The organism is Jeotgalibaca sp. A122 (assembly GCF_052266715.1).
Classification (GTDB): domain Bacteria; phylum Bacillota; class Bacilli; order Lactobacillales; family Aerococcaceae; genus Jeotgalibaca.
The window spans coordinates 18,372-38,200 of the sequence record NZ_JBQPRB010000014.1 but is presented as its reverse complement, the minus strand read 5'-3'; the positions used below and the strand labels follow the sequence as shown (position 1 = coordinate 38,200).

General features: G+C 39.7%; 18 protein-coding genes. 1 reads left to right on the top strand and 17 read right to left on the bottom strand.

Annotated features, from left to right (window positions below; all coding sequences use genetic code 11):
* Positions 1–210: 210 nt before the first annotated feature.
* The 10 genes from opp4A to ACTU7M_RS11040 all read right to left on the bottom strand — a co-directional run bounded on the left by opp4A (position 211) and on the right by ACTU7M_RS11040 (position 11,866).
* Positions 211–2,013 (bottom strand): oligopeptide ABC transporter substrate-binding protein, encoded by a 1,803-nt coding sequence (gene opp4A / locus ACTU7M_RS11085; RefSeq protein WP_443474458.1) that lies wholly within the window; start codon positions 2,011–2,013, stop codon positions 211–213.
* 18 nt (positions 2,014–2,031) lie between these two features.
* A complete protein-coding gene (locus ACTU7M_RS11080; protein WP_443474457.1) occupies positions 2,032–2,982 on the bottom strand; it encodes an ABC transporter permease in 951 nt (316 codons plus the stop codon).
* 28 nt (positions 2,983–3,010) lie between these two features.
* Positions 3,011–3,973 (bottom strand): oligopeptide ABC transporter permease, encoded by a 963-nt coding sequence (gene opp4B, locus ACTU7M_RS11075; protein WP_443474456.1) that lies wholly within the window; start codon positions 3,971–3,973, stop codon positions 3,011–3,013.
* Positions 3,974–3,975: 2 nt separating this feature from the next.
* Entirely contained in the window at positions 3,976–4,917 is a 942-nt protein-coding gene (locus tag ACTU7M_RS11070; RefSeq protein ID WP_443474461.1) for an ATP-binding cassette domain-containing protein, read from the bottom strand.
* Positions 4,918–4,927: 10 nt separating this feature from the next.
* Positions 4,928–5,938: an ABC transporter ATP-binding protein gene (locus ACTU7M_RS11065; protein ID WP_443474455.1), complete on the bottom strand. Its 1,011-nt coding sequence runs from the start codon at positions 5,936–5,938 to the stop codon at positions 4,928–4,930.
* A 279-nt stretch (positions 5,939–6,217) separates the two neighbouring features.
* The gene (gene acpP / locus ACTU7M_RS11060; protein ID WP_443474454.1) at positions 6,218–6,457 is read right to left on the bottom strand and encodes an acyl carrier protein; all 240 of its coding nucleotides are present in this window, start codon (positions 6,455–6,457) and stop codon (positions 6,218–6,220) included.
* Between the two features lie 125 nt (positions 6,458–6,582).
* Positions 6,583–7,602 (bottom strand): phosphate acyltransferase PlsX, encoded by a 1,020-nt coding sequence (gene plsX, locus ACTU7M_RS11055; RefSeq protein ID WP_443474453.1) that lies wholly within the window; start codon positions 7,600–7,602, stop codon positions 6,583–6,585.
* 75 nt (positions 7,603–7,677) lie between these two features.
* A complete protein-coding gene (recG, locus tag ACTU7M_RS11050; protein ID WP_443474452.1) occupies positions 7,678–9,723 on the bottom strand; it encodes an ATP-dependent DNA helicase RecG in 2,046 nt (681 codons plus the stop codon).
* Between the two features lie 68 nt (positions 9,724–9,791).
* On the bottom strand, positions 9,792–11,462 hold the full coding sequence (locus ACTU7M_RS11045; protein WP_443474451.1) for a DAK2 domain-containing protein: 1,671 nt from the start codon (positions 11,460–11,462) through the stop codon (positions 9,792–9,794).
* Between the two features lie 41 nt (positions 11,463–11,503).
* On the bottom strand, positions 11,504–11,866 hold the full coding sequence (locus ACTU7M_RS11040) for an Asp23/Gls24 family envelope stress response protein (protein WP_443474450.1): 363 nt from the start codon (positions 11,864–11,866) through the stop codon (positions 11,504–11,506).
* Between the two features lie 314 nt (positions 11,867–12,180).
* On the opposite strand from ACTU7M_RS11040, the gene rpmB reads away from it, so the two are divergent.
* On the top strand, positions 12,181–12,369 hold the full coding sequence (rpmB, locus tag ACTU7M_RS11035) for a 50S ribosomal protein L28 (protein ID WP_443474449.1): 189 nt from the start codon (positions 12,181–12,183) through the stop codon (positions 12,367–12,369).
* 36 nt (positions 12,370–12,405) lie between these two features.
* On the opposite strand, the gene ACTU7M_RS11030 is transcribed toward rpmB, so the two are convergent.
* The 7 genes from ACTU7M_RS11030 to fmt all read right to left on the bottom strand — a co-directional run bounded on the left by ACTU7M_RS11030 (position 12,406) and on the right by fmt (position 19,819).
* A complete protein-coding gene (locus tag ACTU7M_RS11030) occupies positions 12,406–13,056 on the bottom strand; it encodes a thiamine diphosphokinase (protein WP_443474448.1) in 651 nt (216 codons plus the stop codon).
* The gene (rpe, locus tag ACTU7M_RS11025; protein ID WP_443474447.1) at positions 13,049–13,702 is read right to left on the bottom strand and encodes a ribulose-phosphate 3-epimerase; all 654 of its coding nucleotides are present in this window, start codon (positions 13,700–13,702) and stop codon (positions 13,049–13,051) included. Before rpe ends, ACTU7M_RS11030 begins: the two co-directional genes overlap by 8 nt.
* Before the next feature lie 14 nt (positions 13,703–13,716).
* A complete protein-coding gene (gene rsgA / locus ACTU7M_RS11020; protein ID WP_443474446.1) occupies positions 13,717–14,613 on the bottom strand; it encodes a ribosome small subunit-dependent GTPase A in 897 nt (298 codons plus the stop codon).
* A gap of 135 nt (positions 14,614–14,748) precedes the next feature.
* A complete protein-coding gene (gene pknB / locus ACTU7M_RS11015; RefSeq protein WP_443474445.1) occupies positions 14,749–16,749 on the bottom strand; it encodes a Stk1 family PASTA domain-containing Ser/Thr kinase in 2,001 nt (666 codons plus the stop codon).
* Complete coding sequence (locus tag ACTU7M_RS11010) at positions 16,749–17,495, bottom strand: Stp1/IreP family PP2C-type Ser/Thr phosphatase (protein ID WP_443474444.1); 747 nt, start codon at positions 17,493–17,495, stop codon at positions 16,749–16,751. The genes pknB and ACTU7M_RS11010 overlap by 1 nt, the downstream gene beginning before the upstream one ends.
* Positions 17,496–17,510: 15 nt before the next feature.
* Positions 17,511–18,875 (bottom strand): 16S rRNA (cytosine(967)-C(5))-methyltransferase RsmB, encoded by a 1,365-nt coding sequence (rsmB, locus tag ACTU7M_RS11005; RefSeq protein WP_443474443.1) that lies wholly within the window; start codon positions 18,873–18,875, stop codon positions 17,511–17,513.
* A gap of 2 nt (positions 18,876–18,877) precedes the next feature.
* Positions 18,878–19,819: a methionyl-tRNA formyltransferase gene (fmt, locus tag ACTU7M_RS11000; protein ID WP_443474442.1), complete on the bottom strand. Its 942-nt coding sequence runs from the start codon at positions 19,817–19,819 to the stop codon at positions 18,878–18,880.
* Positions 19,820–19,829 lie beyond the last annotated feature (10 nt).

Genomic DNA, 19,829 nt, shown 5'->3' with positions numbered 1-19,829 from the left:
GTATTTTTTTAATACAATGGGTTTGGGTCACGTGAATCCTCCTATTATTTGGTGTGGTAACTTAATTATAGGGGTTCACGGACCTTTTTTGTCGTTAAAAACAGAAAAAGGTGCCGGTGAATCATTTTGATTCACCAACACCATTTATTATAGAGCCACAAAAAAAAAGACTGAGATTTCTCTCAGTCCATAAGATTAGGTTCAGTTATATTAGTATGCTGTTTCAGATGTTAATTCTACAGCTTCCCAGCCGTCTGTCGTTCCGTAAGTGATATCATAGTTTTTAACGCGGTTATTAACTGCGAATACTTCTGATCTCCACAAAGTAGGAATTACAGGAACGTTTTCGAACATATGCTCTTGCCATTCGTGGAATGCTTCAAATTTGAATTCTGGATCAAATGCGTCTTTAGAATTGATTTTGTTCAAGATAGCAGTATTTTCTTCATTCACATAGCGAGTGTAGTTAAATGCTGCTGTTTCACCGTATAGGCCAGTTGGGTTTGGATCATGTCCTGTTCCCCAAGCTGCTTGGTAAACATCAATATCTTCGTTATCAGCTTCAAGCATATCGTAGAAAGCTTGGAACTCGATTAGACGACCTGTAGCCAATTGTACATTCAAACCGATGTTATTCCATTCTTGTAGGTAGTATTGTGCGATTGGCTCAGAAGTTGCGCCACCTGCCATAGATGCAAAGTTGATTACTAACTCTTCACCTTCTGGAGTTTCACGGAATCCGTCATCATTAGTATCGACATAACCAGCGTCATCCAAGATTTGTGCTGCTTTGTCTGGATCATATGTGAAACCTTCGATTTCAGTGTTTACAAAATCACCAAATACTGGTGGAATCATAACTTTCGCATTTTCACGAAGTCCTTGGTAGAACTCAGTTGCAATTGCGTTGTTATCGATCGCGTATGCCATAGCTTGACGCAAGTTCACATCAGCCATTTTAGCATCTGGGTTGGAAACATTTTTAGCAGCTTCAGCATCCCATTGACCAAGTTTGAATCCAATGTATGTATAAGCTAATTCTTGACGGCCTAGAAGTGTAAAGTTTTCGCCATCTTTGTAAGTGTCGTATTGGTCTGTTGGCATGGAAGCAACATCGTAGTTACCATTTTCCATTTCAGAAACGATTGTTTCTGGAGCAACAACTTCTACAACAACGCCATCCAATTTAGGAGCACCTTTCCAGTAGTGTTCGTTTGCTTCATATTCTACAGACTCACCCGGTGTAATAGATTTAACACGGAATGGACCTGCACCAACAGGATTGTTACGAATTTCTGGAGAAGAAGCCAAGTCAGCAATTGCTACATTTTCCAATTGGTGTTTTGGCATTGGGTAACCCCAGATACCACCACCTGATTGAAGAATGGATGGATTAACTTCGATGTATTCAATTGTAATATTTTGATCATCTGAAACAGTGATCCCTGAAATAGTATCAGCTTCGCCAGCTTTATATTCAGCCATACCTACGATGTTTTCGAAATCCGCACCGTAACGTACACCAGCATATTCTGGACTACCGATAACTTCATATGAGAACAATACGTCCTCAGCAGTCAATGGCTCGCCATCTGACCATTTCAAGTCATCTTTCAAAGTAATTGCGATAGTTTTTGCTTCTTCGTCAAATTCGAAAGTAGCCATACCATCTTGTGAAAGCATAAAACTTTCGTCAACTGAGAATAGCATCTCATGAGAGAATCCCATTAATTCAGCATCATAAGCATCTTCATAGAATTCTGGACTGAAGATACCTTGGAATGGTGAGCTGGCAACCATAGCGTAACGCAATGTGCCACCTTCAATTGACTCTTCGTCATTTGTCATGACTGTTTCGAACTCAACAACACCACTTTCTTCGCCACCAGCTGTTGATTCTGATACTGAACCAGTATCTGTTGAAGAAGTTTCTTCACCGTCGCCGCCTGTACAAGCAGCTAGAGTTAGCGCAAAAGCAGCTAAAGAAACTAGACCTAATTTTTTCTTGAACATTGTATTTCCTCCCTTTTCCTAACCTAATCTTTGTTTAGAGTCTGCCGAACGCTGCAACGCTTGGCCGACATAGTTTATGCTCAACATCAACACTAAAATCAGTATTGAAGCTGGCAACCAAACCCATGTTTTATTCTCGATGACATCTGGGGATGTCGCAAACCCAATGAGTGTACCTAAACTTGGAACAGATGGTGGTAAACCGAAGCCCAAGAAACTCAGACCAGTTTCGATTCCTATATTACCTGCAAAGTTCAATGTCGAGTTAACGATTATCAATGAACTCAAGTTTGGCATCACTTCGCGGAACATGATTTTGAAATCACTAGTACCTAATGTTTTCGATGCACTTACATAATCACGCTCAGCTTCGGATAATGTACGACTCCGGAAAATACGGGCCTTACCTACCCAACTGAAAGCACTCATAATAAGTACGAACGTCACAAGATTGTAATCACGTACCATTGATACAAAAACAATAATAATCATATTTGTAGGTAAAACCATAATGAAGTCCACAATACGCATCAGTATGTTATCAATGATTCCACCGTAGTAGCCTGAAATGATTCCCAAGCCAATACCGATGATACCAGTAATAATCGTAACACTAAAACCGATAATGATAGAATTGCGGGCACCGATGAACAATTGTCCAAGTACGTCCCGTCCTCCCTCATCAGCGCCAAGGAAATATTCCGCCCCTGGCATCTCGTAACGATTTAAAATGTGGACACGCATAACTTCACTTTGATCAAAGAAAGCATATGATCCAATAAAAATAACGAGCAACAATGTAATTAATAAGCCCAGTGAGAACATGGCTAATTTATCTTTTTTAAATTCACGAGCAATAACTGCAAAACCAACAACAGTTCCCTGCTCATCAGCTGATTCGACTAATGTATCCAAGTGCGCACTTACTTCTTCTGCACTTGCTTGTTTTTTCTCTTCTTCAGGTAGCATATTATAACCTCCATTTCTATATTAATTTCTACTCGATACGGATACGTGGGTCAACGATACTCATGATGATATCAGATAGCAAAGTACCGAATAACGCCGTTAATCCAAATAGTAGAATTAAAGCGGTGATGACACTATAATCACGGGCGCCCAATGAATCGATAAACAAGCGACCCATCCCAGGGAATGAGAAGATCCGTTCGATAAAGATGGACCCACCTATCAAGCCTGTAATGTCATAACCTAGAAATGAAGCAATAGGTAAAATTGAGTTACGGAAAATGTGTTTGTTATAAACGACTTTTTCAGGAACACCTTTAGCACGAGCAGTTTTTACATAGTCTTCTTGTTTGGCATCAATAACACCCGTACGTAGATATTGTATCGTACTTGTAGTTGCCAATAACGCATAAGACATAGCCGGTAAAATCAGGTGGTAGAAACGACTCCAGATATACTCCAGTGACCCTACTTCCAAACCTGATGCTACAGTCCCTCTAGTTGGGAACCAGCCCAAAGTGAAACCGAAAATCCAGATTAATAGAAGTGCAAAAACGAAAGTTGGAATGGCAAAGCTGACATAGTTATAGAAACTGATTGCTTTGTCTCCCCAAGACCCATTTTTACGTCCCGCATACATACCCAAAGGCAGTGCGATTAGATATGTAAAAATCAAGGAAACGATGGATAACCAAATGGTGTTACCAACACGTTGACCAATTAATTCTGCTACAGGAATTTTATATGTGTAACTTTTACCAAAATCCCCTTGCAAGGCATTTGTAATCCAATCCCAATACTGAACATACCACGGATTATTCAAACCTGCTGCTTCACGTAGGCGTTCAATTGTTTCAGGGTCCATATCAGGAGTAATAAGTCCTGTAAACGGGTCCCCTGGCATAATTTGTGCCATCAAGAACACAAGCAAGCTAAGAATTAAAATTTGCGGAATCATGACAAGCACTCGTCTTAAAATTGTTTTCCACATAATTAGGCACCTCCCTTAATATCGCTTGGTCGAATAGCAACCTTATGAGTATCGGATAGAGAGGTTAAATCATAAACACGACCATTTTCATCATAATACTTCTCTTGATTATCAGCGTATTCCTTTTCAACTGCTAAACGGTTTGCTTTATGGGCATCGCGTGTTAGAGGATCCATTACCGGAATAGCGGATAAAAGTCGTTTCGTATAGATGTGTTGTGGATTGGTGTAAATGTCTTGTTTGTTTCCAAATTCAACAAAACGTCCACGATACATAATTGCCAAATCTTCACACATATGTTTCACAACACCCAAGTCATGGGAGATAAACAAATATGAAACGTTGTATTCTTCTTGAATACGTTTCATAAAGTTCAACACTTGTGCTTGAACTGACAAATCAAGTGCTGATGTAGGTTCATCGGCAATGATTAATTTAGGATTTGTTGCAACGGCACGGGCAACCCCAATACGTTGTCTTTGTCCCCCAGAAAACTCATGAGAATATTTATATAATGCATCTTCTGGCAAACCAACAATATCCAACAATTCAATAACACGACGTTTTGTTTCGTCAGGTGATAGACGTTCAAAATTATCAAGCGGTTCCGAAATGATGTCCAACACACGTTTTCTCGGGTTTAAGCTTGAGATTGAGTCCTGGAAAATCATTTGCACATTACGATTATAAGGGGAAGTACGTTTACGGGCTTTGTTCGTTACATCTTCGCCTTCATAAACAACTTGTCCACTTGTTATCTTTTCCAACCCGATGATAGCTTTTCCGATTGTAGATTTACCAGAACCGGATTCACCAACCAAACCATATGTTTTTCCTTCTTCGATTTCCAAGTTTATCCCGTCAACAGCATGAACATGGTCCGTCACGCGGTTCCAAAATCCACTTCGAATAGGATAATGCACTTTTAGATCTTTAATTTGCATAAAACTCAAATTATTCTACCTCCCCTTCGAAATGGAAATGTTCATGACATGTACATCTCACAAAATGATTAGGAGAAATTTCATGCAGTGTCGGGTTTTCTTCATGCTCTTCAGCAGGTATCCAAGGAATACGGCTAGCAAAGCGACAGCCTTTTCTTGGAAGATTTTTCAATGAAGGCACTGTTCCCTGAATAACGTGCAAATCCTCTGAATCGCCTTCTAGCTCTTCAGATTGTGGAATTGATTTTAAGAGCGAACGTGTATAAGGGTGTTTAGGATTTGTAAACAATTCTGTTGCAGTAGCCATTTCAACGATTTGGCCGGCGTACATGACCGCTACACGGTCTGCAGTTTCAGCTACAACGCCAAGGTCATGGGTAATCAGGATAATTCCTGTTTCCATTTCATCCTGGAGATCTTTCATTAAATCCAGAATTTGAGCTTGAATTGTAACATCTAGTGCAGTAGTAGGTTCATCAGCAATCAAAATTGGTGGTTTACAGGATAATGCAATCGCAATGACCACCCGTTGTCGCATACCACCTGAAAGTTCGTGTGGATATTGTCTTGCAACACGTTCTGGTTTTGGAATACCAACTTGATTCAACAATTCCAATACACGTTGTTTACGTGCAGAAGAGTCCATCTTAGTATGGTAAATGAGTGCTTCTTCAATTTGATCTGATACTGTCATCAGTGGGTTCAATGCTCCAAGAGGATCTTGGAAAATCATCCCGATATCATTTCCGCGGATACGATTATAAAGGGTTTCATTTAAATCAATGAGATTTAAATCTTGGTACAGTACCTCGCCTTCAATGCGAGTATTTGCCTTATTATGAAGTCCAACAATGGTAGTTGCTAATGTACTCTTACCTGATCCAGATTCTCCTACAATAGCTAAAATCTCATTTTTCTCAAGTGTAAATGAAACATCGTCGACAGCGTCATAATAATCATCTTTAATTCTAAACGCTGTGTGAAGATGATTTATCTCCAGTAGCGGTTTCCCTGTTTGCATGGGATACCCTCCTTCTAACCAGTGATTATTCGTATTTTCAAGCGATTAACTCAGAATTTTGTCACAATAACAAAAAAAGACTTAAATAACTTGTCTATTTCGAACTCACCAGTGTGTTTATTAATATTTCTAATTATACTGACTAAAAATTAGAAAGACAACCTTTTTTTCACCAATTCTTAACATTGTCTAGATAAGTTACCGGTATTAAACTTTTGTTCAATAAAAAACAACATGACCACAATAACCTTATGGTCATGTTGCTTTTAATGTAGCATATTATTTGTGTGCATCGATATAGTCGACTGCATCTCCGATTGTAACAATCTTTTCTGCATCTTCATCGGAAATTTGGATTGAGAAAACATCTTCCAATTCCATAATTAATTCGACGACATCAAGTGAGTCAGCTCCCAAGTCTTCCTGGAAAGTTAAGTCACGGGAGACTTTTTCTGCATCAACCCCAAATCGTTCAGTAATCATAGCAGAAATTCTTTCAAGTGTAGTATTCTCTGACAAAATAGCACCTCCTAATCGTTACGTTTCTTTGATTAACAAGAAAACATCTGTTTGAATTTCACAATGTTTATTTTACCGTTACCACTATATTTTGTCCAATACTATTTCAAAGTGGCACTCTTGAATTACGAGGGTGTTTCTTCTTTATGTGTTTCAAAATAGGTCACAAGATCCGTGATTACATGAGAAGAAATAATTTTTCTAATTTGTTTTATAGTATGGTAAACAGCGACTTTGTCGGCAGAGCCATGTGTTTTTACGACAGGAGCTCGTAAACCAAACAAGACAGCTCCCCCATATTTAGAGTAATCCATGGTATCTTTTACGTTTCCGAGTGCATCTTTTACTAGTAAACCACCTATTTTTGCTTTAAGTCCTCCTGAAAGGACACTGCTCTTCATTAATTTCATGATTCCGAATGCTGTTCCTTCAATGGTTTTCAGCACTGCATTACCAGTAAAGCCATCTGTCACGATAACATCAGCATCTCCGGAAAATAATTCCCGGGCCTCGATATTACCAATAAAGTTGATGGATTCTTCTGCTTCCAGTAATTCAAAAGACTTTTTAGATAAATCACTACCTTTACTTGCTTCAGTTCCATTGTTGAGTAAAGCAACTTTTGGTTTTTCTTTCCCGAGCACAAATTGTGCGTAGTAAGACCCCAAAATTCCGAATTGATGTAAGTTCTCAGGTTTTGAATCTGCATTTGCACCTACATCCATAAATATGAATTGGTCATCTTTCCCGATTACTGGTAAAACAGGCATTAGTCCTGGACGGTCGATTCCTTTAATCCGTCCAATAATCAATAAACCAGCTACTAATAACGCCCCTGTATTCCCTGCCGAGAAAAGTGCATCGGCTGTTCCTTCTTTAACGGCTCTGGCAGCCAAAACGAGTGAGGCCTCACGTTTTGAACGGATTGCCCTAACCGGCTCGTCATCGCTATTAATTTTTTCAGTTGTGTGGACTATCTTAATTTTATCTGTATTGTATGCGTCTCCTAGAACGGGTTTAATTTGTTCGCCGTCGCCAAACAAAATAAACTCAACATCAGAATATTCTTTCGCCGCTAGTAGAATACCTTCTACGATTGCTTGAGGAGCATGATCGCCACCCATTGCATCGACTGCAATTCTCATTTATTTACCTTCTTTCTTTTTCATCTAAATCTATTTTAGAGAAGCTTATATGAATTGTCATCTTTTTAATGAACATTATTGTAATTTTTTCGCTAGATTTTGCTCTGTTTCCAGATATTCACGTAAGGGCAGACATTCAGGTTCATCAAAGAAAGATTTATCGCTCAACATCAGGATTGCATCCCGGTTCGCTGTATCCAACACATCCGCGTGCTTTATGACGTCAGCATATTTGAATACTGGCATCCCAGCCTGCTTGACGCCAAATACATCTCCAGATCCCCTTAATTCCAAGTCCTTTTGACTTAAGTAAAAGCCATCTGTAGATTCCGTCATGATCTGCATACGTTCTTTCCCGATTTCAGTCTTGGGATTTGCAAGCAGAATACAATAAGACTCTGCACTTCCTCTACCAACCCGCCCTCTTAATTGATGAAGTTGGGCTAAACCGAATCTTTCGGCATCCTGAATGACCATCACGGTAGCATTGGGAACATTTAAGCCTACCTCGATAACGGTCGTTGAAACCAAAACTTGATAGCGATTATCTTTAAAGGCATGCATGATTGCATCTTTTTCCTCAGCCTTTTGTCTGCCGTGCAAGAGACCGATTTGCCATTTCCCTTTATAAAACTCTACAACCTTTTGATGGACTTCTTCAGCATTTTTGAGGTCTATCAGTTCTGACTTTTCAATCAACGGGGTAATAATATAGGCTTGTCGACCTTTTTCCAACTCCTGCTCGATAAACGTCAATGCACGGACCAATTGATCTGACTTGCTCCAGACCGTGCGAATAGGAATGCGACCATCAGGCATTTGCGCTAGTACTGAAACATCCATCTCGCCCATTAATGTAATTGCCAGGGTTCTCGGTATAGGCGTAGCCGTCATATAAAGCACATTGGGATTATTGCCTTTTTCATTCAATTTCTGCCGTTGATTCACACCAAATCGATGTTGTTCATCCGTAATAACCAACCCCAGATGGTGAAATTCGACATCATCCTGTATCAAGGCATGGGTCCCTATCACCAAATCCAATTTCCCAGCTGCTAAATCTTCCAAAATCTGTCTTCTATCTTTTGTTTTCGTACTTCCTGTTAACAATGCGACAGAATAATTTGTATTTTCAAAGAAAGACGAAACGGTTTGAAAATGCTGCTCGGCTAGTATTTCGGTGGGAACCATAAATGCCCCTTGATAACCTGCGAGAATAGTCGCTACCAATGCTATTACTGCCACTACTGTTTTCCCACTTCCAACGTCCCCTTGCAAAAGACGATTCATCTCGAATGGGGCTCGCAGGTCACGACAAATTTCATTAACGACTTTTTTTTGTCCATCGGTCAGTTCAAAGGGCAAAACATCAATAAAAGATTTCAGTTTTTCGACATCATATAAAATAGGTTGCCCCTGTTTGCTTCCTTTTCGTTTGAAACGGATGAGTTGTAATTTTAATTGATAAACCAAAAATTCTTGGTAAATGATTTGGCGCGTTGCTTGTTGGAATTCATCCTGGGTTTTCGGAAAATGCATCGCCCTGATAGCGTCTTTATGAAACATCAACCGATACTTTTGGCGAAGGCCCTCAGGAATTATCTCGGGAACGAACGCGTAATAGTCATCAATGGCTGCTTGGATGAGATTCATTAATGTTTTTTGTTTTATACTCTTATTAACATGATACACCGATTCAAAATCTTGGTTTTCCTGATTATTGCTGGAGCCCAGAATTTTGAATCCTCCTAGATTTTGGCGTATGGCATCCCATTTACCAAATATGGCAATTTCATCTTCTAGAATCACTTTATCCTTCAAATAAGGTTGGTTAAAAAAAGTAACACCAACAACTGCGTTATCCAAAGCTATTTTAAAAGATAGGCGGCTTTTACGATACCCATAATGTTGAACGACAGGTTGGGTCACCACGGTCCCTTTTAACGTAACTTTTTCTTGATCTTCAATTTCGTCCAAAGAACGCACTTGAATATCTTCATAGCGAAAAGGAAAATGCGTTACCAAATCATAGATCGTGTAAATACCCAAAGAGTGCAATGATTCCAGCCGTTTTGCTCCTACTCCGTTTAAAACTTCCACTGAATCGTAAATCGTCTTCATTTTATAGCAACACCTCCCCTAAAATGGTAAAAAAGCTGGAGCAAAAGCCCCAGCTCCTTTAGCAAAAATTACTCAACAGAAATTAAATAACTATATACAGGTTGATTTCCTTCTTGAATCTCTACTTCGACTGCAGCGAATTCTTCAGAAATTTTTTCTGCGATTGATTCACATTCAGTTAGGTCAGTATCTTCGCCATAAATTAAAGTTACGATTTCACTGTCTTCATCAATCATTTTGCGTAGAGTAGCTAACACAGCATCAATGCGACCTGGTTGAGAAATCATGATTTTCCCATCGACAATCCCCATGTAATCGTCTTTAGCGATCGCAACACCATCTATTTCAGTGTCACGAATAGCATTGGTGATTTGACCACTCTTAACGAACTCAAGCTCAGCAGTCATATTTTCTTTATTTGTCTCTAAATCGACTTGGTCGTTGAATGCCAACATGGAAGCCAAGCCTTGAGAAATAGTGCGTGTAGGTACAACAATGACATCTTTGTCGGATACCTCAGCAGCTTGCTCAGCCGCCATAAAGATATTTTTGTTATTTGGCAAAATAATCGTCTTTTCAGCGTTTGCTTCATCCACTGCTTTAAGGATGTCTTCCGTACTTGGGTTCATCGTTTGGCCACCCTTGATAATGGTGGATACGCCTAAACTACTGAACAAATTATAAATACCTTCTCCAGCCGCAACTGCAATAACCGCATACGGTTTAGCCGGTTGTTTTTCAGGTGTAGTCTTGCCTTTTTCTAAAACTGCGTCATGTTGTAAGCGCATGTTGTCTACTTTGATTTTTAAGAGTGAACCAAATTTTTGGCCATAGTTCATGACTTCACCCGGATATTCGGTATGAACGTGAACTTTTACAATTTCGTCATCAGCTACAACTAATAGTGAATCCCCTACTTCATTCAAGTGGTTACGGAATGTATCGTAATCGAATTCTTCCGTTACTGTTTTTCCTTCACCAAGTTGTACCATAATTTCAGTACAGTAGCCAAATTCGATATCTTCACTTGAAACAGCATGTCCGATATGTTCAAAGTTTTCGTGATGTGCAATTTCTGTAACATCGGCTTGTAGCGCAATTTTCGTTTTAACTGAAACCTTTTTACCTGTTAATGATTCTAAAAAGCCTTGATAGATAAACAATAGTCCTTGTCCACCACTATCAACAACGCCAACTTCTTTCAATACTGCCAATAAATTAGGAGTATTCGCAAGGCTAACTTTAGCAGCATCGACTACCGTCTCCATGATTTCAATAATGTCATCGGATTCTTTAGCTTTTACTTGTACTGCTTCTGCTGATTCTCTTGCAACGGTCAGGATTGTCCCTTCCACTGGCTTCATAACTGCTTTATAAGCAGTTTCAACACCTTGGGAAAACGCAGCTGCGAATTCACTGGCACTTAATTTCTCTTTCCCTTCCATTGCTTTGGAAAAACCACGGAAAAGTTGTGATAGAATGACGCCAGAGTTTCCTCTCGCACCCATTAAAAGACCTTTAGCTAAATCTTTACTCATTTCGTCAATACGTTTTGATTCTGACAACGACACGCGATCCGCTCCGGATGTGAAAGACAAATTCATGTTTGTACCAGTATCACCATCTGGAACCGGAAAAACGTTCAACGAGTTCACATATTCAGAATTTTCGCTAAGCCGTTCCTGTGCGACTTCCACCATTGCTTTAAAATCACTTGCAGTCAGTTCTAATTTATTCACCTTGCTTGTCCTCCTTCACCATGTCAATGGTGATCTCTCCATTAATCATTTAACACGCGAACGCCTTGTACGAACACGTTAACTTTTTCTGCTGAAAAACCTAGCATTGTTTCCAAATTGTATTTCACTTGAATTTGGACATTTCGACAGATTTCAGATATTTTTGTTCCGTAAAGAACAACAATATAAACATCAACCGCAACGATATTATCTTCTTGACGAACGATAACACCTTTGGAGTAGTTTTCTTTCTTCAGGATTTCACTGATATTATCCCGAATCTGACTTTTGCTGGCCATCCCGACGACACCATAGTTGTCTGTCGCAGCCCCACCAACCACTGTTGCGATTACTTCGTTTTCTAAACTGATTTCGCCTAAATTTGTTTGGATTTTAACTGCCATTTTATATAGCCTCCTTGAGTTTGAATGGAAACAAACGCTAATCATCATCCATAATAGCATATTTTTCCCTAAAAAATAACTTCTATTAAAGATATTATAACAAAGTTTCATTCATAATAAGAACTATTAGCGTAGTTATGCCTTTTTTGCTGGTTAACAGACCATAGTATGGTGGTTCATAAAAAGAGTGTCAAGTAAATTTACTTTAAAGTGTTGCAATTCAAATTGAATTATGATAAATTATTCAAGTGTATGAAATGAGGTTTATCTTAGTCTGTCTTTAGTTTTTGGAACAATCAAGGGGAGGTAATAATATGTCTAAAGAGTGCTACATTACTGGACGTAAAAGCCGTTCAGGTAACAACCGTTCTCACGCTATGAACTATACAAAACGTACTTTCAAACCAAACTTGCAAAAAGTTCGCATTTTGGTTGACGGAACACCTAAAAGAGTTTGGGTTTCTGCTCGTGCTTTGAAATCAGGTCTAGTAGAACGCGTTTAATAAAAAAAAGAAGCCATAGTGGCTTCTTTTTTTATTTTAATCTTTACTTTGAATGACTGCAATTAGCCCATTTGTAAATGAAAATTGCATTTCCTCACCGACAAATTCATTGCTGACTAAAGCAATGGGTGCTTCGTAATTCTTCCCATCCAAGTTATACTTCACATTTTGCAAAATTAAATTCGATACCGGCGTCATACTTATAAAGGACAAGTATTTCTTATCATTTTCCTTCTTGATTACATAATTCCCCGGTTTAAAAAACGCTACCGTATTCTTTTCAGCTTTCATAATTATTTTCTCAATTATGTCCTGATAACTCGGATGGTACGCTAGCCATAAATTACTGATCATGTGATCTACCCTGCCCCCGAATAAACCATACATTTCAATAACAGCCACAGAAAGATTTTCCTTGATGTACTCCAAAGCCGCTTCTGTATCTGTTAAATCTTTTTCTGATGGCAGCTTGACAACTGTTGGAATAATCGCTTCGAGTTTTTCAAGTTCAGGCTGGCTGATCGAATCGAAATCTCCGATGGCAATATCAGGGATTATCCCCTCATTAACAAGATGAATGGTTCCTCCATCTACACCGATGATAATACAATCTTCAGTATCGTCCCCGATTAACCGCTTGAGCCCTTCTTTATTTCCGCCTGCGACCACAATTGCTTTTTTAAGCATTTTCTACATCCCTTAAAGCTTTCAATGCCTGATCGAAGTCTGGTGCTCCAAACAGATAAGACCCTGCCACGAATACGTCAGCACCTGCTTCCAGCACACGTTTAATGGTTTTATCCGAAATGCCACCATCAACTTCTATCTCATACGTATAACCATGTTTTTCACGTAATTCCTTAAGTAGAGCGATTTTCGACAAGGTGCTTTCAATAAAGGGCTGGCCGCCATTTCCAGGGTTAACCGTCATAACCAATACCATGTCAACGTCACCCAGAACGGATTCGATCATGGCTACTGGTGTACCCGGGTTGATAACGACCCCTGCGGCTATTTTTTCCTTTTTAATCATCTGTATAGCCATATGGATATGGGGTGTCGCTTCCACATGGACTGTAATGATATCCGCGCCTGCTTTAGCAAATGCAGAAATATGTTTTTCTGGATTCTGAATCATCAAGTGGCAATCCAAAGGTAATTTTGTATGGGGACGAATCGCTTGAACGATATTTGGCCCCAAGGTAATATTATCCACGAATTGGCCGTCCATAGCATCTATATGAATATAATTGGCACCTGCTTTTTCGGCACGTTTAACATCTTTCTCTAGGTTGGCAAAATCTGCACTTAAAATTGATGGAGCAATTTTCATCCATTATCAAATCCTTACTTTTTATTTTTATGGTACAACGGTTTACGATTTTGTATCTCATCCAAAAACTGTAAATAATGATCATAGCGGTACTGCTTTATTTCACCCGTACCAACCAGTTCCTTAATACGACAATTGGGTTCGTTTAGATGTTTACAGCCTGAAAAACGACAATCATCGCGGTTTTTCAGGAATTCCGGAAACAAATCTGGCAAATCTTGTTCTTCTATCTCCACTAAATCAACATTACTGAATCCAGGTGTATCCGCAATAAGTGCCTCTTTAACAGGAATTAATTCTACATGTCGCGTTGTATGGCGCCCTCTTCCCAATGCTGTAGAAATTTCTGCGGTCTCGATTTCGAGTTCTGGTAAAATCCGATTGAGCAATGAGGATTTTCCTACTCCCGATTGTCCCATAAAAACAGCGGAATGATTTCCAATCCTATCAAGCAGTTGGTCTATGGACTGATATTCTGGATAGTCAGAAAATAACACGGTGTATCCAAGTGCTTGATAATCATTTTGAAAAGCCAAAATTGCTTCTTGACCTGATTTGTCCAGCAAGTCTGTTTTGGTAATATAGATGATGGCACCGATTCCTTGGCCTTCCAAATAGACCAAAAAACGATCTAATAAATAGGTGGAAAAATCAGGTTCAATAGCAGACATTACAATGACGGCAATATCAATATTAGCAATAGGCGGTCGAACAAGTTCATTCTTTCTCGCTTCAACCGATACCAAGATACCTTCTTCCAGGTTATCACTTTCAAATTCCACATAGTCGCCGACTAGCGGAGTAGTGTCTCTTACCCTGAAATTCCCTCTTCCTCTTGTTTGGTACGTTTTTTTATCTGCATACACATAATAGAAGCCACTTAAGGCCTTTCTTATTTGTCCTCTAGGCATAATTCACTTCCTTTTCCCGAGTTTTGAATCTTTATTCCATTATACTACAAATTACCGGTGATTTTTAAGCAGGTTGTCCACTAACCGATAAACAAAATAAAAGCTGGAACGGAATGTCCCAGCCTTGGCTAATTATTACCGAGTTAATTCGGTTTCTTCTATGATGACTTCACCATCACGTTCAACCGTGTACGAGCCTGTTTCTCCCTCACGAATACGAAAGTTTAATGTTACTTGTGTGTCGGCATCAATATCGAATTCTCTAAACACTTCAGAAATTTGATGATCCAAATCCGCCATATAAATCACGATATGGTTTTTTGTTTTGACGGAAGAGCTTGATTCAGATTCATTATCACTCGCGGAAGATTCACTTGTTGATTCTTCCTTAGGTGCTTCATAGGGAATTGTAATGGCTTTTGAGAACACGACTATTTCTGGCTCTGCTGGACCTGAAGAAATAACGACTCTTAATTCATCCCCTCTTCGAAAATTACTTCTGGGGCTAATTGATTGTGAAATCATCAACCCTTCAGCAACATCTTCAGAGTTTTCCGTATCAATCGTTAAATTCAATCCGAATTCTCCCGCGAACGCTTCAATTTGCTCTTGATTGAATCCAGCCAAATTATCCATAGTAAACACTTCTTCCTCCATACTAACTTGAAGGGTAATCGTTGTTTCTGACGGAATGACTTCCGTATCGGCCGCGATACTTTGTTTTACGATTGTGCCAAGCGCACTTTGATCATAGACATCCTCACGCACTACGGTAATACCCAAATCGCGCAATTCAGCCCGTACTTGGGAATAGGCCGCCCCAACATAGTCATTCAATCTAACCGGTTCTTCTCCTTGACTGATATATAAATCAATCTCTGTCTCCGGGTCTACTAATTCTCCCGATTCAGGATTTGTCCGGATGACCTCGCCTTCATCTATGTCAGGATGATATTGGGTATGTACGTCCCCGATAACAAAATTCAAGTCAGATAATATTCTCCTGGCAGTTTCTTCATCTTCGTTCACGACTTCAGGAATTTCGATCTGAGTTGGTGGGCGATTTAACCACAAGGTTGCCAAGAGAACCATGAGGGCAGCAAATAAAACAAGGAATATCGTGACCAGTTTTCCGCGTTTTGTTTTTTTCTGTGTATTTTGACGTTCATTTTTTTTCGCTGTTTTATCTGAATCTGGTTCATCTTCAATCAGAACCGCTTTTGTTTCGACTGTCTCTAAAGGCTTAATAGGTTCGAGGACTTTTGTTTCATCAAGCATCGCAACTGGTACGAAGGTCGCTTCCTTTAACCGAGAAGGGCTTAATGATGTCAACAAGTCTTGTTGCATTTCCTCACATGTACTATAGCGATCTGTAGGCTCTTTGGATGTCGCTTTTAAAATAACATTTTCCAAGGCTTGGGGAACGGCAGCGTTTTTATCACGCACAGAAGGCATCCCTTCCTGGAAGTGTTTCAAGGCAATGGATACCGCCGATTCGCCATCAAAAGGAACTTCTCCACTCAGGAGTTCGTATAAAACAATTCCTAAAGCATAAATATCAGATTTAGTTGTGGTGACACTTCCGCGTGCCTGTTCTGGCGAAATATAATGTACTGAGCCAAGTAATGAGTTCGTTTGGGTAATTGATGTATGGGAAAGTGCAACTGCTATACCAAAGTCAGTCACTTTTATCGTGTTATCTCTACTAATCAATAAGTTTTGCGGTTTGATGTCTCTATGGATGATACGATTTTGATGGGCAAGCGCCATAGCTGACAGAACCTGACTCATAATATGAATTGCATCTTCTGGTGTAGATTTTCCATGTTTCTGGATATATTCTTTTAAATCGGTCCCTTCGATATATTCCATAACGATGTATTGCATCCCATCATCTTCATCCACATCATAAACCGAAACAATATTAGGATGAATGAGCTGAGTTGTGGACAATGCTTCCCTTTGAAAACGACGTAATGCTTCTTTATTGTTTTGGAAGTCAAATCGCAAAATTTTAACAGCCACATCTCGATCCAAAATTAAATCTCTGGCTAAATAGACATGGGCCATTCCACCAGTTCCTAATAAAGATAGCACTTTATATCGTCCGCCGATTTTTGTGCCGACTCCAATCACTATCTCCCCTCCTCTCCTTGTTCGAATTCTGCTATAAGTACGGAAATGTTATCTGGCCCCCCCGCCTCATTAGCAAGTTCTATAAATTTGTCTACTTTCTCATCAATGGTCATCCAGCTTTTCAGGACCTGTTTCAGTTGTTCATCACCCAAGACACTGCTTAAACCGTCTGTACAGAGAATCAATAAATCACCTGCCGCAACTGGCAACGATGTTAAATCAACTTGAATTTTTTCTTTTACCCCTACGGCACGGGTAATGAAATTTCTCTGCGGATGATTTTGGGCTTCTTCATGCGTCAGTTCTCCTGATTTAACAAGTTCTCGAACTAATGAATGATCCTCAGTCAGTTGTTTCATATGGAAATCACGATAATAATAAGCCCTACTGTCACCAACATGGGCGATTATGAGCTGTCCTTTTACGTGAGCTGCAGCAATAAGGGTTGTCCCCATTCCATCTAAGTCTACAAAATCAAGCGATTTTTGAAAAATCAAGCTATTCACTTTTTGAATAGCGTTTAATAACCAGGTAGAGACAGATTCAGGATTTGAAAATGACGTATCTTTCCAGGCTTCACCAATATGTGAAACGGCCATTTCACTTGCAACATCTCCCGCTCGGTGACCGCCCATCCCATCGCAAAGAATCATTAATGGTTGCTTTCCTCTATTGTTAAACCAATTTACATAATCCTCGTTTGTTGATCTGTTTTTGCCAACATCACTTTTATAAGCAATATGCATCGTTATCTGTCTCCTCTACTTGGTCTTTTTCTCCATTGTGCAGATGAAAAAGCCGTCCGTCCCAAAATCATCTGGGAAAATTTGCAACATTCCCTCTTCAATGCCGATCGTTTCGGGAATCTTAACTTGATTAAAATCAATGGTTTGTTTAAGCATTTCAGGGTGTTCTTCTAAATAAGCTGCAATCGTTCCTTGATTTTCCTCCGGTGCCAGCGTACATGTACTGTAAACTAAACGACCGTTATCTTTAAGTAATGGTGTGACAGCATTTAAAATCGCCATTTGCTCACTGTGTAATGCTTTTATCGCTGCATTCGTAACCCCATACTTAATCTCAGGTTTACGCCGCATCAACCCAAGCCCTGAACAAGGCGCATCCACAAAAATAGTATCGAAGCTTTTTTCTGGAAATACCGTTTGAACATCCTTGGCATCTAATAGATGGGTTTTCACCCTATTCGAAACTTTCATGCGATCCGCATTTTGCGCAATTAAATGTATTTTATGGTCATGTATATCAAGAGCGTGAACAACGCCCTCATCAAGAAAACTAGCCATATGAACGGTTTTCCCACCCGGGGCTGCACAAGCATCCAAAACGGTATCTGTAGCCTTTAAATGTCCTAATAAAGCTACAAGCTGGCTTGATTCGTCTTGAATCGTTATTTCACCATTGATAAATAAAGGAGAATCTGTCACCTTCCCTGATAGGATACGTAAGCCAACGGGTGATAGTGGGCTTGGAACGACATTTTTTCCTTCATCTCTCAATTCTTCCATAATACTTGTCAGTTTTTCAGTATTTTGAACACGCACTGAAACATAGGGCGCTTCAAGAAGTGAGAAAAATAAACGTTCTGCTTTCTCAACGCCTAACTCTTTGCTGAATTTTTTGACCAACCATTCCGGCACACTGGCTCCGATGCTGATACGTTTTTTTGGATCTGTGATTTCATTCCAATCCTGTAGGCCCTTACGTTGAACGTTTCGCAAAATTCCATTGACCAACTTCGCAATGCCTACATGGCCTTTTTTCTTGGCAATTTCTACCGCATCATACAAGACAGCATGATCGGGTACTTTATCCAAATACTGCATTTGATAAACTGATAAGCGAAGTAAGTTCAAGACCCAATTTTCCAATTTCTTGGGTGCACGGATGAAAGGAGATAACCCATAGTCCAGAGTTAATTTCCTTTGTGTCACACCATAGACAATCGTAGTTAATAAACCTGCATCTTTCGCATCCAGACCTTCTTTTTCAATGGTTGCATTCAAAAGGATGTTGGAATAGGCCCCTTCCGTTTCAATTGCAGTCAAAATTTCCATTGCCAAATAACGAACTGAATGGACGATTTTATTCGTTTTCCCTTTTACCATATTTAATCAAATCCTATCTCTGCTATTGCTTCCATATCGTTCCCATTTAAAAAGTCAGTTACGGTCATTCTTTTTTTGCCTGCTGGTTGAAGCTCCGTTACTTGTAAGACGGTATTGTTCCCGCAAGCTACATAAATTCCCTGTTTATCCCATTTGATGATACTGCCTGGAGCTGATTCACTGGTTAATTCGGTTGGAACAGCTGCCCACATTTTACATCTTGCGCCTTCAAAGAGAGCATGAGCAACCGGCCATGGACGCATTCCACGAATTTTGTTGGCAATTTGAGGGGCTGATTGTTGCCAATCAATCCGTTCTTGTTCCCGAGTAATATTAGGTGAGAATGTCACTTTGGATTCGTCCTGTGGAATCGGATGAATGTTCCCGGCAAATAAATTTGGTAAAGTTTCCATCAAAAGGTCTCTTCCCAATAAACTCAATTTGTCAAACATGGATTGAACATCATCTTCTGCTTCAATTGGAATGCTTCTTTGCGCCAATACATCGCCCGCATCCATTTTCTTTTCCATGTACATTATGGAAACGCCCGTCTCTTTTTCCCCCTCGATGATGGCATAGTGTACAGGAGCCCCGCCACGGTATTTTGGAAGTAAAGAGGCATGCACGTTAATTGCACGGTATTTAGGGGCATTCAATAATTTAGTGGGTAAAAATTGCCCATAAGCAGCTGTAACGATTAAATCTGCTTCTAAATTGATTAATTCCGTCATCTCATGAGAACCTGATATTTTCTCAGGCTGGAAAACAGGCACATGATACTGCAATGCCAGTTCCTTTACAGGTGGCGGTGTCAATGTCCGTTTTCTGCCTACCGGTCGATCCGGTTGGGTAACGACCGCTACCACTTCATATTCACTTTCAAATAGGGCTTTTAAAATAGGGACTGAAAATCCCGGTGTACCCATAAATATAATTTTTTTCATCGGTAATTGC

Coding starts and splice junctions, on each gene's coding strand:
- ACTU7M_RS11070 (WP_443474461.1), bottom strand. CDS start 4,917: ATGCAAATTAAAGATCTAAAAGTGCATTATCCTATTCGAAGTGGATTT.
- plsX (WP_443474453.1), bottom strand. CDS start 7,602: ATGAGAATTGCAGTCGATGCAATGGGTGGCGATCATGCTCCTCAAGCA.
- opp4B (WP_443474456.1), bottom strand. CDS start 3,973: ATGTGGAAAACAATTTTAAGACGAGTGCTTGTCATGATTCCGCAAATT.
- ACTU7M_RS11040 (WP_443474450.1), bottom strand. CDS start 11,866: ATGGCAGTTAAAATCCAAACAAATTTAGGCGAAATCAGTTTAGAAAAC.
- rsgA (WP_443474446.1), bottom strand. CDS start 14,613: ATGCCTAGAGGACAAATAAGAAAGGCCTTAAGTGGCTTCTATTATGTG.
- ACTU7M_RS11010 (WP_443474444.1), bottom strand. CDS start 17,495: ATGCATATTGCTTATAAAAGTGATGTTGGCAAAAACAGATCAACAAAC.
- opp4A (WP_443474458.1), bottom strand. CDS start 2,013: ATGTTCAAGAAAAAATTAGGTCTAGTTTCTTTAGCTGCTTTTGCGCTA.
- ACTU7M_RS11065 (WP_443474455.1), bottom strand. CDS start 5,938: ATGCAAACAGGGAAACCGCTACTGGAGATAAATCATCTTCACACAGCG.
- rpe (WP_443474447.1), bottom strand. CDS start 13,702: ATGAAAATTGCTCCATCAATTTTAAGTGCAGATTTTGCCAACCTAGAG.
- ACTU7M_RS11030 (WP_443474448.1), bottom strand. CDS start 13,056: ATGCTTAAAAAAGCAATTGTGGTCGCAGGCGGAAATAAAGAAGGGCTC.
- rpmB (WP_443474449.1), top strand. CDS start 12,181: ATGTCTAAAGAGTGCTACATTACTGGACGTAAAAGCCGTTCAGGTAAC.
- ACTU7M_RS11080 (WP_443474457.1), bottom strand. CDS start 2,982: ATGCTACCTGAAGAAGAGAAAAAACAAGCAAGTGCAGAAGAAGTAAGT.
- rsmB (WP_443474443.1), bottom strand. CDS start 18,875: ATGGTAAAAGGGAAAACGAATAAAATCGTCCATTCAGTTCGTTATTTG.
- fmt (WP_443474442.1), bottom strand. CDS start 19,819: ATGAAAAAAATTATATTTATGGGTACACCGGGATTTTCAGTCCCTATT.
- recG (WP_443474452.1), bottom strand. CDS start 9,723: ATGAAGACGATTTACGATTCAGTGGAAGTTTTAAACGGAGTAGGAGCA.